The organism is Paludisphaera soli, from assembly GCF_011064595.1.
Lineage (GTDB): Bacteria > Planctomycetota > Planctomycetia > Isosphaerales > Isosphaeraceae > Paludisphaera > Paludisphaera soli.
Genome location: NZ_JAALJI010000042.1, coordinates 16386 through 34198, shown reverse-complemented (window position 1 = coordinate 34198; position 17813 = coordinate 16386). Strand labels below are relative to the sequence as shown.

Below are 17813 nucleotides of genomic sequence, written 5' to 3'. Positions count from 1 at the left end.
GTTGCGGCGGCCGAAGTCGGTGTACCACGCGCCGCGGGCGTACCACGGCTTGGGGGGTCGAGGCATGAGAGGCTCCTCCCGAAAGACGTTTCCCTGAAACGTTTCCCTGGGAGCCTTGCGAGAGGGCTTCTGGGTAGCGCGTCCCCTTGGGCGGAACTGGCATTCCGCCCAAGGGGTTATATCAGCATCCTGCCAATCGGGGCGAGAGGATTTGAACCTCCGGCCTCACGGACCCGAACCGTGGCCCGAGCGTCTCGCCGAATTGCAAAGAGGTATCAGTGCCCTACCAATTTACATCGAGCGAGGGACATTTGCAAGACGGTGTAATTCGATGCAAGACGTCTCGCGATTTGGCGGTACACGGGGTCCAAAACGGTACCAACGGTACAAGGCGGGACCAAGTTCGATGAGGTGATTGTGGTGACCAAGCCGGTGGACCTCCCTGGTCTGGTGGCCCGGTTCCAGCGGGGCGAATTCCGCGTCAAGTGACGGCCGACGGGGGGTTAGGCCGGGATACCGTCGTCCTTACTCGGCCACCAGCGGGACACGCGAGCGGGGCTTGGGGTTGTGCAGATACAGCCCGATCCACGCAATGGCACCGATCCTGCCCGGCACGTAGAACATGTCGTCGTTGGTTTGTACGTGGTTGGCCGCCGCGCCGCCTTGGTAGGCGAGCATGAGAAGCCTTCAAGGTAGCGGTCCTCAAGACGAGGTAGAGCACGAACACCGTCAGCTCGATCACCCCGAGCGGCAGGGCTGAACCCGAGGGTAGGTCTTGATCTCCTCCTCGAGGAACCCTTGGGGCTGTGCGATCTTGAAGCAGGCGCAGGGGAGGAACGGGACGGCGAGGACGCCGGGGCGCACCCAGCCGGTGGAGCGCCGCCATTTCGGGATCACGTCGGTCGACATGTTCATCTTTCTTCTGCCCTGCTTGTTCGCTATGGCCTCGACCCACACCGGCACGTAGGGGGAATGCAGCCCCTGGAAACCGGCCGGTCTCGATACAGCCCGATCCCCGCGTGGATGGCGACCGTACGCTCTCGGTGCCCCGCGTGGTGGATGCCCATCGCGGCGAGCGTATTGTTCATCGTCCACTGGACTTCCGACATTGCCCTCGGCATCTCTTCCTCGATGTGATCGAGCACTGCGGGCAGGTCGAGGCCGTCGGCGCCCTTGTCCATGCGGCCGCCCGTGAAGTGCCAGCCCGTGCTGACGGACCTTGACGACTCGGCGGAGAAGGAGGGAAGGCGGAACGCCGGGAGGAAGCTCCCGTCGCTCCGCGGCGCATCCGACCGTGCTTACAAGAAGCCCGTAGCCGATCTCTTGGCCAAGGTCAAGCTCGTCATGATCCTCAACGGCTTCGGCTATCTTGAGCCGTCAACCAGGCTATGAAATCATGGCTTGTCCACGAGATATTTCACGACCCCCGACGGGAGAGTTCGCCGGGTCCCGCCCGCTAGAGTCGGCGACATCGGTCCGGTAGCCGAGTCATCCTCGTGATCGTAGCCGAGAAGATGCCCCACCTCGTGCAGTATGACCGTCAGCAAGTCGATCCGCTCGGGTTCTCCCATTTGGCGTCCGGTCTCCGCCGAAAACTCCGCGTCGTCCCACGGAGAATCGTCGATGAACCAGCCGTGGCCGGCGGCGTCGCGGTCGAGGGCGATTCGGCCAGGCATGGCCACCCCCAGCACTCCATCCGCGAGGTCGTCCAGCGAGACGTCGACTTCGTCGAGCAGGGGCCGGATGGGGCGACCCAAGACGGCCCCCCATCGCTCGAGCGCGGCGTCGAAAGTCCGTTGCAGGTCCGCGTCCGAAGGGCCTGCCCCCGGCTCCCGGGACGATCCGACCGAAGCGGCCATGAGGGGCCGACCGACCTGCAACGCCAAGCCGCTGGCACCGTAGACCGGCCGGAGGACGAAGCCGAAGCTCTCGTACGCCTTCAACCCCTCAGTGGCCCGGAACTCTCCCACTCTCGACCCGTACGCCAGGATTTCGTGCGAGTTGCCGACCCGCAACGGGAAGGCGCCGTAGATCGAGGCCGATAGGACGCCCCCCAGGTAGGCCGTCCCGGTCACGACAAGGCGGCTCACATAACCGAACTGCGAATTGACCCCGAGCAAGGCCTCTATGCGACCCCCATCATCCACAACCAAGTCGCCGTCGATCGTTGCGGAGTTGAGAGCCAGGGTCCCCTGGACCTGCACCGTCGCCTGGACCGTGCCGTCTCCCGTGAGTTCGGACCGACCTTCCAGCAGAAGTCTGCCGGCGCGGAGCGTGCCGTCGGCGATAACCACTCCGCCGTTCCAGCTGACGGTCTCGCGGGAAATCTCAAGCAGGCCGCCCCGTGAGATGCGAATCAAGGGCACTCCCACTTGGGCACTGGGCAGGTCGATCGATTTCATGTTCGACATGTCCAGGTGGGCACCTGCGGCGACGTAGATCGACCCCAGGCTCCCGGGGTGTGGTCCGGTTTTCAAGGATCTGAGGCCGGGCAGACGGAGAACACCTCCAAATACGTAAATTTGCGAGCCATCGGCGTTCGTGATCCCCGAAAGATCGGGGGGATTATGACCCGAGAAGGAAATCACCCCGTTCGTGACAGCGGTGAGCTGGGCCGTGTCCGTGGCCTCGGTGACCGCAAGCTCGAATCCATCCAGTGAGGTGAGCAGAGGCATGCGGATGCGACCGTCGCCAGCAGCGATCTTGCCGTGAGAGTTGCTGATCGACCTCAAAGCGGAGAGGTCGATCTCGGCCGGCAGATCGCTCGAGGAGCGGCCTGCGCTCACGGACACGGGGCCGTCGATGCTCTCCAGCCTCGGCAGCGCGAGGTAGCCCCCGCGGACGACGAAGCCGCCGGCCCTCGTGTTCCGCATTTGCGTGATCGACGGGAGGCTTAGGCTCTGGCCCGGGCCCACATCCAGCGTCGCGCCGTCGATGTTCGCGAGCGAGGGGAAATCGACCGAGGCCTCGAGCGTGAGCTTGCCGTTGCGAAACGAGGTGATCTGGGCGGTGTCAATCGTGGCGCCACTAAGGATGGACAAGTCCACGCTTTCGAGGGCCGTCAGCGAGGGAACGCGGAGTCGACCGGTTACGTAGATGGTCGGTCGTCTGGCGAAAGCCTCCGAGGCGTCGGGCGGAGCGATCGAGGTGAGTCCGGAGAGGTCGATCTCGCTTCCGTCGGAAAGGTCTCCTTGAAACCTGCCGGCGTAGACCTCGACGAACCCGCGGATCTCCCGAAGCCGCGGCAGCTTCAGTTGGCCCCCGTACGATGCGGACAAGCGAAACGGCCAGGAGTCGTTGTCGTACGTCAAACTCACAAGGTTGGGGACATCGAGCGCACCTCCCGAGGCGTCCCAGGAAAGATAGGCAAGATGGCTGTGCACCTCCCTGACCGCGGGCAGGCTCAGCATCGCATCGAAGTCAAGGCGAATCGAACTATCTGTGATATCGCTCAGCTCGGGGAACACCCATGGTCGATCACCCCCGACATTTAGATAGCCCTTCGTGAAGGAGGTGAGACGACCGGCATCGATCGGGCCGCGAAGGCTCAATCTCACCCCTTCAAGCGTCGTGAGCGACGGCATGATGATCTGGCCGCCGACGTCGCCGTCGACCCCGGAGGCGATCCCAGCTCCGGGTACGCCATACGCGTCGAAGAGCGCGTTCGTGAAGCTCGCGAGCCGTCGGAGGTTGATGACGCTGCCCTCGCCCGACGCCACAAAATTGGGGCTGCCCTGGATGGCCGTGATGGCGCTCCCGTCGATCACCCCACCGTTCCTGGCCCACAGGACCGCGGACGCGAACTGCCCGGACGCGGGCAGCACGAGGGAGGCGTCGGGGCCCGAGGCTTCCAAGGTGGCGTTGCGAATCGTCAGGGCGCCACGGATCTCGGAGCGGCCGGTCACCTTGATGCGGCCTCCCGTCAGGACGAACGCCTCGGCGACGCGGAGGCTGCGCACGTGCGTCTCGCCGGAGCCGTGCGTCACAGTGATCGCGACCCCCGGCCGGTCGATCACGACGTCGTCCAGCGGCCCAGGCACGCGGCCGGTGCTCCAGTTCGCCGCGTCATTCCAGTCGCCGCTGGCGTTCGAGATCCATCCGACCGCGCCGGGCTCCAACTCGGCGTTGGCGAAGTGCAACGTGATGCGGGAGCCGAGCGGGTTGCCCGCCAGGTCGGCAACCGCGCCGGGCTCCACGACCAACTCGAAATTGCCGACGGGCAGCGGGTCCGCGGCGGCGATCATCATGGTGTGGAGGTAAGGGAACGAGATCGCGACCGGGGGCAAGACCGCATCGTCCCCGCCGCCGGGCCGCCCGTCGGGACCGAGCCAAGTGAGGCGGAAACCGCTCGGCACGATCGAGCCCGGGGCGAGCCCCTCGTCGAAGCGGAGCGAAACCGGGCTCGACCGGACCACGGTGCCGCCCTCCCCTGGGGTCGAGCCGAGGAAGGTCGGCGCGGTTCGTTCGGCGAGGAGTTCGAAGACGATCGGGGTGGACAGCGTCGCGTTCATGCCGGTGTCGGTGGCCCGGACCTGCACGGTCGCCGTGGCGGCCTCGGCCCGCGTGGGCAGGACGACCCGGAGGTCCCACGGCGCGGAGACGTCGTTGCTCACGACCTTCCCGTTGACCAGCACCTCGACGGATCGCACCTGAACGTCGTCGCGGATCGTCACCGGTAACAAGATCGGGCTGCCCTCCGGGACCTGGATGCCCGGCCTCTCGGGGTCGAGGTCGATCGCCGAGGTCGCGACGACGACTTGGGGCGGAATGCTCCCGGCATCCGCCGGCAGGTAGTTGACCACATGGAGGCCCGAGGCGCCGCCGGCGATGAAGCCCACCCCCGCAGCGATGGCCCCGCCGCCCGGCTCCGAAGGGAGCGGAAAGCGTGTCGCGACGTTGTAGGTGGATTCCGGGTCGCCCGTATTCATGAGGTAGACCGCCGCGAGCCCGGTGCCCCCTTCCCTGCCGATCAGCAGGCCGCGGCCCGCGCCGTTCTCGATGAGCGCCAGGCCGGGCACCGCGAACCCCTCGGGTACGTCCCTGTCGCTGACCACGACGGGCCGGTCCGGGTCCGAGACGTCGGCGGTCGCGTAGCCTCCCTGCGGGTGCGAGCCGGCGGCGCCCGCGTAGACGATGCCGTTGCTGACCCAGATCCGAGCGGCCCCCTGCGGCATCTGCACCATTCCGCGGGACTTCAACCCGAACCCGGCCAGATCGTAGACCTGAAGATGCCGACCGGCGTCCATTGCGTAGAGGAAGCCACCCTCGGCGGCCAGGCCGGTGACTTCGGCCTCCTGGGGGCTCGCGGAAGCGGCGAGTTCCTCGCCATTGGTGGGGTCGTAGGCGCGGACGGTGTCCCCGTCGGCGACGTAGGCGACGCCGCGGACGATCTCCACCTGACGGGCGTCGATCGGCCGGGTGCGGAGGAGCCTCGGATTGCGCGGGTCGGAGACGTCGATGAAGTGGAGCCCGCCCTCGCCCGACGCGACGACCGCGACGTTCGTCGAGGCGTCGACGGCCACGTCCACGGCGTCGCCAGCCAGATCGACGTCCCCAAGCAAGACCGGCTTGCGGAACTGTGTCAGGTCCACGACCGCCAGGCCGTACGAGCCGGTGGCGACGTAGCCGGTGATCTGTCGCGTGTCGACCGTGCCGCCCGCGACGACCACCTCGCGCGCCTCGCCGGCGAGCGAGAGCCCTGCCACCACGCCGGTCGGGAGCGCCCCGGACGAGCCGGTGCGGTCGAGCCCTTGGATGATCTCGGCGAAGTCGTCGAGCCCGTCGCCGTCGCTGTCGGCCTTGCCGCGCAGCGTGCCGACGGCGAACTCGACGTCGTCGGGCAGGCCATCGAAGTCGGAGTCGGGCGCGGTGCTGGCGGCGAAGACGATGCCGGCCGTCAGGCGTGTGGGTACGCCGGATTGCGCCGTCCTCCCGTAGTTCAGCCCGAGCAGTCCAGTCTCGAGGTCGAAGACGGAGAGTTCGAACCGCTGGCTCGCCGGCACGAAGAGTCGGAAGTTGCCGGCGGCGTCGCTAGTCGTCCGAAGCGTGACGGAATTGGCGAGATCAGGGGTGACGAACGCCACGTAGTCGGCGCCCCATTGTGGTCCGCCCATCGCCGGGAGGCCCGTCCCGACCAACGTCACGGAAATCGTGGAGTTGATCGCGGCGTCGGAGACGAATCGAACCTGCGTCCTTGTCAGCCCCTCGCGCTCGGGGGCGAACAACGCTTTCACGCCCAAGCGTCCGCCAGGCTGGATGACGAGCGGGCCGTCCAAGGGGTTGACCCGGTCGAAGGAAAAGCCGAACCCGTTGGCAGGGGTGATCAGGCCGGAGTCGGTGATGGAGATCGGCGAGTCGCCGTGGTTGACGAGATATCCGACGACAACTTCGCGAGAGCGCCTGCCTGTCAAGACGCCCCCAAGGTTGTTGTCGACCAACTCGAACTCGAGCGAGGACGCCCGGGAGACTGCCGTGAATCGGATGTCGACCTCAGCCAACACGCCCGCTGCGGCGGATCCCACCCGCAGGACGGCTTCGGTGGTCCCCAGGACTTGGGTCGCGAACGAGAGCGACAAATTCGCCGTGCCTCCCACGTCGATGGTGATCGCGCCCGGCTCGATCTCTCCGAGTCGATTCCCGTCGCGCGTCACCAAAGAAACCCGCAGGTCCTTGATCGAGGTCCTGCCCAGGTTGCTCACGCTCAGGGCGATCGACTGGGGGGCGTCGCGATCGATCCGCCCGAGATCTAGTCGGGTCGGGGAGGGGACGCCATTCACCTCGTCGAGGAATGGGAGGCCCTCTGGAAAGATGGGTTGGGGGGGGGCCTCGTCGGTGTCGTAACCTTTCATAGGGTCCACAGTGAGCGCGTACTTGAAGCCCCGAAGGGCCGCGTCGAGCGACCACCAGCCCCCGGCGCTCACCTGGATGGTCGAGCCTGCGACGTAGAAGAATCCCGGCTCCGTGGCCGTCTGCACGGACGCAGACCGCATGATGTCGTCGATGGAGTTGACTGTTGGATGCCCGAAAACTCCTAGAGCATGACCAATCTCGTGAGTGATGACTTTGCTCGTGTAGGCTCGGATTGAATCCGAGCCCCCGAATGGGTCGCCGAATGGCGATCGTAGCGTTTGCAGAACCTTTCCAATGTCGATGACAATCTCCCCCGAGAGCTCGGGCCCGATGACCTTGCTCATGGCGAAGATGGAGGCGTATTTGCTCTGGGTATTGCTCCGCTGCTGGATCAGCCGTAAGGCGGCGAGCGGGTTCGTGATCCCCGTAGAGCCCTCTTGTCCGAGCGTCCGGGAAAACGTTAAGTCCCGCCCCCCCGTACCGGCCGGCACGATTTGAACGATCTGCGACGACCCTGGGATGGTCCCGAGGATACTCTTGACGGTTGAGATGATGTCGTTTGAGAGCTGCGTATAATTGACTCCGAGATCGATCAGTTTTGCATCCTCAAGCTCCCGAGCGAGTTGCGAGATGTCGATGCCAACACGCAGAGGTTGCGCGCCAATCTGCCTGAGGCTTTCCAGACCTATCCTGACACCGTCGGCGCCGTAGAACTCCAGCATTCCGTCATTGGTGGTCCCGGTGGGGTTCAAAGAGACGACAAAGTCAAAGTCGTTCTCCAAGCCGAAAGGTCCTACAGGCAGAAAAATCGGGTTGCTGCTTTTGTCTGCCACGATGTCGAAAGGAATTCGCCTTTGAACCCCGGCCACCGCCTTGGGGAAATTGACGAGATGATCGCCGGGATCGTCGTCCGTCGCCTCCACGAACCGATAGAAATATTCCTCGTTATCGAACAAAGTCTGGGTCGACCCGTCGGACATCTCGTCCTTGATCTTGATGCGGAGCGTCCCCCCGTAGAGCGTGTTCTCCTCCCAATGTCGGCCCCGACGGGCGCGCATCTCCCCAAGGGATAGAGGTTTGAGGGAGTACTTGACCGGGTCCTTGCCCACGCTCACCTCGATTTGGATCCGGTCCTTGAAGGGGTATGGCCCGTCGATTTCCAGGAAATCACCGAGCGGGCCGGAAGCATCCACTTCCAAGATCCGCCTGACGACTCGCGGCGTCGGGTCGTCAGGCGGACACTCGGGTGCGCCGCCCGAGCCGTCGCCCTGGTCCCTGGGAGGTGGTTGGACGAGGACCGTGAAAGCACCGGCCTGGTCGCCGACGTGGGTGGTCCCATCTTCGAGGATGGCAAACTGCTTGGCTTTCCAGGAAGGGACCAACCCGGAAATAAGAGGGAGGCTCTCTTTGACAAAGGGAGGTGCCTCCTCGTCGCCGCTGTTACCTCCGCCGCCGCTGTTACCTCCGCCTCCGCATTTGCACCCCCCGCCGTCATCGTCCCCGCCATCTCCTTCGCTCCCCTCCGCACCCATCCCGTGCCAACCGGGATGGATGACGCCCATGCCCGGGTCGGTAGTGGCGCTCTTGCCGTCGGGCGAGACGGTGACGGTCCCTTCGATCACGAGGCGGCCGGTGGTGTGGTCGAAGCTCAGGAAGTTGAGCTTCGTGCCGGGGGGGGCGTTGAAGACGTTCGGGAATGTGATCGGCACCGGCGCAGCGAACGTGCTGACCCCGGGGGCCTGGATCGTCACGTCGAAGGTGTGCTGGAGCACGCCCGGGGGCAGCATGTCGCGCACCAACTCGGCCGGGACGGTGCTGATCCCGATCTGGGCGGAGGCGAGCTTGCGGCCGTCGAGGCCGATCAGGCTGTCAGGCGGGACCACCAGGCGGAGGTTCGACCGCTGCTCGGGCGTCAGTTCCGGGGCAGCGGCGGCGATCGCCCCGATCGTGACCGGCGCGGTGCCGCCGACCGGCTGGAGGATGCTCTGGAACAGGCGGGGGAGGTACACGCCCGTGACGTCGGCCAGCGCGGCGGCGCGGGTCGAGTCGCCCATCGTGCCCATCACGGTGTTCACCCGGCCGGGCTGGACGACCAGGTCCATCACCATCTCCGGGAAGAACACCCCGGCCGGGACGTTGGTGGCGGTGCGGCCGTCGATGGCCAGCTTGACGCTGCCGACCGGCACCGCGTCAAAGCGGAAGCGGCCCTGAGCGTCGGTGAGGACTACCACGTCCTCCCGCCCCAGGATGAACACCGAGGCGCCGGCGATCGGCCGGAGGTAGACGTCGTCGCCGGTCCCGAGCAGGCCGTCCGGGCCCGGGCGGGTGTCGTCGAGGGTCATCGGTGCCCGGTCGGGTCCCGGATCGACCACGACGCCGGCGATCACCGTGCCGGGGACGTTCGTCCTCGAGACGGTGGTGAACCGGAGTTCGAGGCGGCTGCCCGGCTGGCCGCTGCCCGCGGCGTCGAGGAGGGCGCCGTCGGACGCCCGAATCGTCGAGCCGTCGACCGTCAGCGTGATGGAGGCCGAGCCCGGCATCGGCTCGCGGGGGAAGAGCCAGGCGAACGAGCCGTCGCTCGCCGGGACGATCGTCATGGGGAGCTTACGGCCGCTGTAGGAGGCGTAGAAGTTCGCCTCGCTCAGGGTCGTCGCGTCGATCGGCCGATTGAAGGTCACCCTGGGCCGGAACGTCGTCCCCACGTCGACGGAGCCGCCCTGGGGCTCGGCCCGGGCCACGGTGGGGGTCGACGCCCGCGTGACGGTCAGCGGCACGACACGCGTGGAGACGTTCCCCGCGGCGTCCACGCCGCGCAGTTCGAGCGTGTGGGCGCCGGCGGAGAGGCGCTGGAGGTCGATCGTCGCGTCGAACGCGCCCGTCGCGGCGGCGAAGGGTACGGCCGTCGAGGTGCCGCCGTCGAGCGAGTAGGCGAGTTGCACCAGGCTGGACCCTTGCGGGTCTGCGACGCCGGTCAGGCGGATCGAGCCCTGGACCTCCGAGCCGTGGGCCGGAGACGTCAGGCTGATCGCGGGGGCGAGCGTGTCGAGGACGAACCGCCACTCCAGCGGCGCGGAGGTGTTGCCCGCATGGTCGGCTGCGACCAGGCGGATCGTATGCGCACCGTCGGCGGCACCTCCCGCGACAAACGCCGCCTGGAATCGGAATGATCCCGTGATTGGGTCGAACGGCACGGGCGCAGGGGCCGCGCCGTCGACCGACGCGGCGAGCGAGGCCGGGCCGCTGACCGCGTCGTTCACCCGGCCGGTCAGGATCGGGGCGTCGCGGAAGACGGCGCCCGAGGCGGGGCCGTCGACCAGCAGGCGTGGCGGCTGCCGGTCGTCCGTGGTGAACTGCTCCAGCGCGTAATCCCCGATCTGGCGGCCGAGCGTCAGGCCGTCCTCGACCGAGAAGGCATAGTGGATCCCGCCGTAGATCCGGCTGCTGGCCGCCTCGTCGGCCGCGTCCCAGAAGTCGGCGTACGAGCGCCGGACCCCCGTGAGGCTTGGGGACGTCGTCGCGAAGCCGACGCCGCCCAGCGCGGACGTGAGGATCGTCGCCGCCGCGGCGCTGAACGCGCTGTGGCCCGAGACGTATTCCGGGAAGGCCGGCGTCGTGATGAGGGGAGCCCAGCCCGGGTCGGCCGTGGTCAGCGGATTGCCGTCCACGTCGGCCTCGCGGATCGCGGTGATCGGCCGCCAGAAGCTCGTCTCGTACTTCACGTCCCAGCACGCGATCGCCGCGTCCGCCAGGGCAATCCCCAGCATCGCGAACAGCCTGGCGTTCGCCGAGATGCTGTTGCCCTGGGCCAGGGCCACCTCCTGCGCGATCTGGTTCCACCGGCCGGGCGGCGTATAGGTGCCGAGCGGGTCGGCCCAGAACCGGGCGATCTCGGTCTGCTCGGCCGTGCGCGTGGCGCTGTCGATCCGGCCCAGTTCCTGAACCTGGAGGATGTCGGCCGCGTAGCGAGACGAGGCGAGGTCGGGCGGTCCTGGGAGTTGGACTTGATCCGCGGTCGTCAAGACGAACGGCTCGAGCCGGCCCCACTGGGGGGTCACCGCCTCGACGAAAGCCGGCAGGGTCGGTCGCCAACGGCCCAACGTGTCGTCCGAAGGAGCCTCGACGTAGCGAGTCGCGCCGTCCTCGGACCGCCAAGCGACGATCGCGTCGGCGACCGACCGGCCGACGGCCAGCCCGTTGGCCTTGCCGGGGCCGTTGGGAAGGTCCGCCAGCGAAGCCGCCAGGGTCGCGTCGAATGTCGCGATGCGTGCCGGGAATAGATGCTCGAGGATCCGGTGTGCCGCGCCCGAGACGGCCGCCGCCACCGAGGTCTCGCCCGTTGGCTGGAGGGTGACGTACTCCCCGCGCACGCCGTCCACGGCGTTCACCGCGTCCAGGACGGCCGCCTGCACCATCGCCAAAGCTCGCGAGGCGACTGGGGGGCTCACAGCTTCGGCCGCGATGGCCTCGAGCGTGATGCGGTTCCAGAGGACGACCGGATCGGCCTGGGGCGGGCCGCTCGTCGGCTCGCGGACGATGGTGACGGCGACGGTCGAGCCGTCCCCGGCGGAGCTGTGCGCCACGAAGACGAATCGATTCTCGCCGGGTAAGAGCGAGACGTCCGGGAAGCGGAAGACGCCGGCGGCGTCCGCGACCGTCTCCCGATCGAGGTTCGGCAGGCGCACTCGCGAGGTCGGCGAAGCGCGTCCGACGAGAAGCACGCGGCCGTAAGTCGTCCTGAGATCCCCGACGACCCCCGAGTCGGAGCTGGGGGCGAGCCCGACCTGCACCGTTCCCGAGGGGGCCGCGATCAGGGTGAACGAGCCGTCGATCGGGAGGGAATCGTTGCCGGCCGCGTCGGTGGCGATGAAGCGGACCCAGTGTAGCCCATCATCCCCGCCGTCGAGGCGAAGGGCCGGCTCATAGGAGAACCGCCCCGTCGAATCGATCGGGAGGTCCCGGGGCTCGCCGCCGTCGAGCTGTACCTGCACGCGTCGCACGCCCGAAAGGCCGTCGGTCGCTATCCCCGTGAAGATAGGAGGCACCCCGACCGGCGAAGGGCCGGGGGACTGCGTGAGGGACAGCACCGGGGCCAGGGTGTCGAGCGTGAAGCCGAGTTCGGCGGGGGGCGATTCCAGACCTCGGTCATCCCTCGCGATCAGCCTCGCCGTGTAACGGCCGTCCTCGGTGCCGTCGGTGCGGAACGAGGTCGCTATGGAAAACGCGCCTGTCGCTGCATCCAGGGAGGCGAGCACGGGCGTCGCCTCCCCGGCGGGGCCGATCAGCCTGCCGTCGACCGCCCTCAGCTCGCCATCATCGCGCGCGGTTCCGGCAATCGTGAAGTTCCGGTTGAACGCCCCACCATCGGCCGGGCCCTCGATCCGGATTACGGGAGCCAGGTTCGTCCCGGGGCTTTCGGGCCCGTCACCGCCCCCGGGCCGGACCGCGAAGGCCATCCGAATCACTGCGTCGTCGAAGTCCCGATCCCCGCCCCGCCACCGGTCCTCCATGGCGAGCACGTCGGCGGCGGGCCGGCGCACATGAGCAAAGCGGTCCGGGTTGGCGGCCGCGAACGACAGGAAGACCATCGGCTTCCGGCCCGTGCGGCGCCCTCCGCCCCGGGCCAGGTACGCCTCCCGACTCCCGTCCCGGACCAGGTACGTCCCGAAGTAAGAGCCGCCGGGCAGCTCAAGCTGGGCGACGGCACCCGCGTCCTGACTGCGTCCGAAGAGGACCTGCCCGCGGGCCAGCGCCGCGGCGGCGTAGCCCCGGTCGCCGGGCCGCAAGCCGCCGATCCGCCCGCTCGCGTCGTCGACGAGGAACAGGCCGACCTCGTTACGGGACGACGTCCGGCGCGCCATCAGAGTGAAGGTGGTGGAGGTCGTCGAGCCCGCTTCACCCGGCACCCGGGACGCCTCGCCGACCGGCCCGGACCGGGGCCGCCAGCGGATGGCCGGCGACGCTCCGATTTCGGCCGGAGCCTTGCGAGCCTCGACCCATGCCGCGAGCTCGGGCGCGGGGTCCCCCCACCGTGTCCAGGGGGACTGGTGCAGCAGGACCCGCCTTTCGAGCGGCTCGGCCCCCATTTTGAGGCGACGGGACCTCCACGACTTCCTGGGGCGGCCCGGATGCCGACGTCGATCGCTAGACAGACCGTCTCTTTCGGGAGTACCCGGCATCGGGGGGGTCCTGCTTCGGTGATTGTAAGGGGAGGCAGCCCGGTGGGTTGGCCGTCCCTCGCCCACCCCTTCGTCGGGGTGCGCACCTGGCTACATTGAGGCGGCCATCGTACATTGACACCAAGCATTACGCCAGGTCCTAACGGCTCTTTTCACGAGTCTTCGCGTCATTTGTCAATCGCTTGAGAACAGGCCGGGACTTACCTCCCGATAGCTCCTCGCATATGGATCTCGGTTTTCTGCCCTGGGGATTCACGGCGAGCGTGTGATGGGCGGCCCCGCCGCGGGTCGCAAATGACCAATAAAGCAGCTTTTCGTCTCGCCTTTCGAAGGTACCCGTTCACGGGCTGCTATTTGACCGGCCATGGTCGGCCTGAGCATCTTCGAGACATGAAGTGTCCGCAGTGCACGCAGTAGGCGACATAGGTCGCGATCCGGCCGGTGGCCCAGGCCGCCTTGGACGCGGTTGTCGCCGCGTTCGAGGCCCGTATCGCGTCGCAGGACGCCCGGATCGCCGAGCTGAAAGCTCGCCTGAATCGGAGCTCGTCGAACTCGTCGCGGCCGTCGTCGAGCGATCCGCTGCATCCGAGGCCGGCGCTGCCGTGCAAGCCCTCGGGTCGCCAGCGAGGGGGGGGGCCGGGGCCTCGGCGGCACGACCGCATCCAGCTCGATCCCGACGAGGTAGTCCACGTCAAAGGCTTTCACCCGACGCTTCAGGTCAGGTTAATGCGTCGGTCGTGAATTCGAGCCCCACCCCAGCCACTCGCTCAAGCACCTCCTGAATTCGTACTTACGGATACCCGCCCCACCTGGGGTGGTGCGGCCTGACTGATCCGAAAGCCGGTAGTTATCGGATTCAGAAGATCTCGCCGTGTCGAGAGCCCGCATTCGAACGCCCACCTATCGCCTCCACCGGCCGTCCGGCCAGGCCGTCGTCACCCTTTCGGGTCGAGATTTCTACCTGGGACGCCACGGCTCCCCCGAGAGACGCGGCGAATACGATCGGCTCGTGGCGGAAGGGTTGTCCAGCGGCCGGAGGATCCACCGGCCCGGGCCTCAGTCGGGGGACGACCCCGGCGATCGATCCGTCGCCGAAGTCGTCCTCGCCTACGGCGACGCACCGGCACGGTCGTGGGCTTCGCAAGGCCGGACGGGTCGTCGTGCCCAGCCGGGACGCCGAGCCCAAAAAATTGATCGAGCCGCCCACCGCCCAAGAGAGTCGGTGAGCCTGTAGGCCCGGTACGTGAGCCAGATAGGCCGCTTCCATACCGTCTTCCACCCAGGTCGCTCCGCCCCCTGCCCCGAGGATTATTCCGCCAACCGGATATGTAAACCTCTTCAACATGACGGCCAGGGTCCTGATCGATACGGCCGCCGTCCGGGGCCGGGTCGAGGGCGCGACGGCCTGCTCCAAACGCCATTCTTCACGGCGGCCTCGAGCGGTAGCCGTCTGCAGTCCTCGCGGCGAAGGCGGACCGACCCTGGCGTTCGCCGTCCTGCCGGGGGGGGCGGATCGTGTTGATGCGAGGGGGATCCTCTATCGGGTCGCCCCACCCGCCAATCCTCCGCCTCTACCAACAGCCTCGCCCGGCGACCAGATTCGTGCAGGATTGCTGCCAAACGGCCGATAGACGCCGCCGCGACGACTTGCGTCACTCCGCGACCATTTGAACGGCCTTGCGAGGAGCCTGCGGACGCATCTAGACCCTGCTACAAACTTTAGAGCGATTTGCCCGAAGGTCTAGCGTCCTGTTGACGGGACGGGCAATCTCGCGGTATCGCCGACCCGAGGGCCATGCCGTGAGAGCCTACTCCGCCGACCTCCGCAAGCGCGTGCTCACCGATTGCGACGCCGGATTGCCGACCGCCGAGATGGCTTCCAAGTACGGCGTCAGCCCCAACTGGGCCCGCCGCCTGAAGCAGCGTCGCCGCGAGACCGGCGAGGTCGCCCCGCGGGCGCAGAAGTACGGCCGGGCGCCGAATTGTGCCGGGCACGCCGAGGCCATCCGCGTCTCAGCCCGCGAGGCCCCTCGGGCCACGCTCGAGGAGCACCGCCGCCGCCTCGGGCTGGACCTTGGGATCTCCACGCTCTGGCTGGCCTTCCACGCCCTGGGCGTGACCCAAAAAAGTTCTGAGGGCCGCTGAGCCGGACCGCCCCGACGTCCTTCAGGCCCGCGACCGTTGCCGGGAGGCCATGCCGGGGCTGGACCCGAATCGCCTGGCGTTCGTCGACGAGACCTGGGCGAGCACGAACATGAGCCGGACTCGGAGCCGGGCCCCCGGCGTCGTGCGGCCGGTCGTGGCCGTACCGCACGGGCGTTGGAAGACGACCACGTTCGTCGCCGGCCTGCGGGCCGACGGCGGTGATCGCCCCGGTCGTGGTCGACGGGGCGATCAATGGAGAGTCGTTCGCGGCCTACGTGCCCCAGCGACTCGACCCGGCCGGCCCTGCTGCCCGGCGATGTCGTGGCCATGGACAACCTGTCGTGCTACAAGCGGCGATGCGTCCGCGAGGCGATCGAGGAGGCGGGCTGTCGGCTCCTGCATATACCGCTGTGCAGCCCCGATCCGAACCCGATCGAGCAGGCCTCCTTCAAGCTCGAGGCCCTGCTGCGGAAGGCCGACGAGTGGACCGTCGAGGGCCTCTGGAGGCAGCTCGATCGACGCGTTCACGCCCAAAGGTCGTCGAAGATTGCGATGTCATTTCGGATGCCGGGGTGCATCTTACTGAGCATAGGAGGCTAGATGTCAGGTCTATGAAAAGCGTACAACGACCTTTCGCGGAAGTTCGCCAGGATGAGCGGCAGAGCTCTACCCGAAGCCGATGGCATCCAGGTGCGCCGCCACTTGCGCCTGGGTCGTCGTCCGGGCGGAAGGCGGCGAGGTCGGCATCCGGGCCGTGGTGCACGCCGACCGGAAACGTTCCACCGCGGCGGCCGTCGTCGTCCAGCGGCCGCCCATCCTGGAGGCCTCCAACCTCACCACGCCCCCGGGCGTCCTCACGCCCTTGGTGATGTGCCGGATGACCGTGCTGACATGAGTCCCGCGGGGGTAGAGCTTGGCCGCCTGGGCGACCGTCAGGGGGGCTTCGGGCTCGGCCACTTCAAGTTCCTCCTCGGCTCGGCCCCCGCGATGCGCGGCGGCCATGGCCCCTTTGTAGGGGGACGCCCCGAAATGCACGTAGAGCAGTCCTCCAGGTTCGCGGCCTCCGCCTAAGGTGCGGCCGTTCCATGGTGCGAGCCGACGTCGGCCTCCGCGGCGAACTCCGACCGACCGGAGGGCAGCCTGGACTTCGCGAACGGCGGCCTCGGCGCGCGTCCCGAGACGGCGCGGCGGACGGGCCCCCCCGACCGCGACCATCCCGGCCGCGGGCCCCATCGCCAGGCAGGGCGGGAGAGGCGCGGCGGAACGACCGCGTCGACGGGCGGCACCGGCGACAACCCCGAGGACGCGACCGACATCCACGCCCGGCTCACTTCGCAGGGTGACGGTGCCACGACTGGTAGCCGGAGACGCCGCAGCGGCCGGCCCCCGACGAGTCCCGGAAGGGGTGAAAAGGAAGCGGCGCGATTACATCGTCGTACAGCCGGTCACCGCACTATGAACTACAGAAATCGCAAGGCCTTACTGACTCCAGTATAGTCAAAGGAACACTCGTGCGGCTTTCGTCGTAGTAAGGGCATGAGACCCGTTGGAACCGCGCAGGAACTGGAACGTCGCCGTCGCCACGCCGTGGAACTGATGCGGCGGGGGGAGTCGCCCACCGTCGTCGCCCGCATCCTCGGCGTCGGCCGCACGTCGCTGTATCGCTGGCTCGCCCTGGCCGAGAAGTCCCCCGAGGCCCTGGCCGCCAGGCCCCATCCCGGCCCCCGGCCCCGGCTGGCCGACGAGCGGCTTCGGGAGCTGGAGCGCCTGCTGCTGGAAGGCGCCCGGGCCCACGGCTGGCCCAACGATCTGTGGAGCGCCGGCCGGGTCGCCGAACTCGTCCGTCGTCGCTTCGGCGTCGAGTACCACGTCGAACACGTCCGCAAGATCCTCCGGCGGCGGCTGCGTTGGAGCAGCCAGCGGCCGCAGAAGAAGGCCCGGCAGCGGGATGAAGAGCGGACCGCCCACTGAAGGGCCGAGGAGCTCCCTCGGATCCTCGAAGAGGCTCGCGAGCGGCGAGCCCACCTGGTCTTTCTTGACGAGTCGGGCTTCCAGCTCACGCCGGTGGTCCGTCGCACGTACGCCCCGAGGGGCCGCACGCCGCTCGTCGAGGCGTGGCATCGCAAGGGGCGGATCTCGGCGATCAGCGCCGTGACCGTCAGCCCGAAGCGACGCAGGCCCAACCTCTACTTCCGCCTCCTGCCCGACGACGCCAACGCCCGGGGCGAGGACTCCGTCGCCTTCCTGAAGGGCCTGAAGTCCCGCCTCGGCGGGCCGATGACGATCCTCTGGGATCGGAGCCGGATCCACGGCCGGTCGGGCCTCGTGAAGGCCTACCTGGCGAAGCATCCGGAGATCGTCGCCGAGGACTTCCCCGGCTACGCCCCGGAGGCGAACCCGGACGAGGGGGTGTGGGGCTGGACCAAGTACCACCGCCTGCCCAACTACGCCCCCGAAGACACCGCCGAACTGAGATTGCGGCTGTGCCGGGAGTTGTCGGACCTGCGACGACGGCCCGAACTCCTGGCCTCGTTCATCCGCCACGCCGAGATCCCGCTCCGCTTGTGACCGGTGTCACTTTGGCCATGCTGGAGTCAGTAGTGTTGAACGGGGGCGTCCAGGTCCTGTGCCCGGACCGATGAC

The 17813-nt window shown here is 67.9% G+C and carries 10 protein-coding genes and 1 pseudogene; 6 read left to right on the top strand and 5 right to left on the bottom strand.

Annotated elements, in window-relative coordinates; genetic code table 11:
* Nucleotides 1-525 precede the first annotated feature (525 nt).
* Nucleotides 526-678, bottom strand: a complete 153-nt coding sequence (locus tag G6O68_RS33105) for a hypothetical protein (protein WP_240911560.1) — start codon at nt 676-678, stop codon at nt 526-528.
* A 60-nt stretch (nt 679-738) separates the two neighbouring features.
* On the bottom strand, nt 739-909 hold the full coding sequence (locus G6O68_RS33100) for a hypothetical protein (protein ID WP_240911559.1): 171 nt from the start codon (nt 907-909) through the stop codon (nt 739-741).
* Nucleotides 910-1206: 297 nt separating this feature from the next.
* On the opposite strand from G6O68_RS33100, the gene G6O68_RS29445 reads away from it, so the two are divergent.
* Nucleotides 1207-1392, top strand: coding sequence for a hypothetical protein (locus G6O68_RS29445; protein WP_165252938.1), 186 nt, complete (start codon nt 1207-1209; stop codon nt 1390-1392).
* Between the two features lie 2 nt (nt 1393-1394).
* Here G6O68_RS29445 and G6O68_RS29440 read toward each other — a convergent pair whose 3' ends face one another.
* Entirely contained in the window at nt 1395-10664 is a 9270-nt protein-coding gene (locus tag G6O68_RS29440) for an Ig-like domain-containing protein (protein WP_240911558.1), read from the bottom strand.
* Between the two features lie 1641 nt (nt 10665-12305).
* Nucleotides 12306-12707 (bottom strand): annotated as a pseudogene (locus tag G6O68_RS33715) (DUF4114 domain-containing protein); the annotation flags it as partial.
* A gap of 759 nt (nt 12708-13466) precedes the next feature.
* On the opposite strand from G6O68_RS33715, the gene G6O68_RS33095 reads away from it, so the two are divergent.
* The 3 genes from G6O68_RS33095 (at nt 13467) to G6O68_RS29430 (ending at nt 15770) form a co-directional block, all read left to right on the top strand.
* Entirely contained in the window at nt 13467-13766 is a 300-nt protein-coding gene (locus G6O68_RS33095) for a DUF6444 domain-containing protein (protein WP_390625404.1), read from the top strand.
* A 1059-nt stretch (nt 13767-14825) separates the two neighbouring features.
* Complete coding sequence (locus G6O68_RS29435; protein ID WP_165252934.1) at nt 14826-15170, top strand: hypothetical protein; 345 nt, start codon at nt 14826-14828, stop codon at nt 15168-15170.
* A 252-nt stretch (nt 15171-15422) separates the two neighbouring features.
* Nucleotides 15423-15770, top strand: coding sequence for a transposase (locus G6O68_RS29430; RefSeq protein WP_261345620.1), 348 nt, complete (start codon nt 15423-15425; stop codon nt 15768-15770).
* A 66-nt stretch (nt 15771-15836) separates the two neighbouring features.
* On the opposite strand, the gene G6O68_RS29425 is transcribed toward G6O68_RS29430, so the two are convergent.
* Nucleotides 15837-16205, bottom strand: coding sequence for a DUF1580 domain-containing protein (locus G6O68_RS29425; protein WP_165252931.1), 369 nt, complete (start codon nt 16203-16205; stop codon nt 15837-15839).
* Between the two features lie 501 nt (nt 16206-16706).
* Between G6O68_RS29425 and G6O68_RS29420 the strand changes: the two genes are divergently transcribed.
* On the top strand, nt 16707-17141 hold the full coding sequence (locus tag G6O68_RS29420) for a winged helix-turn-helix domain-containing protein (protein WP_165252930.1): 435 nt from the start codon (nt 16707-16709) through the stop codon (nt 17139-17141).
* A gap of 21 nt (nt 17142-17162) precedes the next feature.
* Nucleotides 17163-17738 (top strand): transposase, encoded by a 576-nt coding sequence (locus tag G6O68_RS29415; protein ID WP_315852146.1) that lies wholly within the window; start codon nt 17163-17165, stop codon nt 17736-17738.
* Nucleotides 17739-17813: the final 75 nt, after the last annotated feature.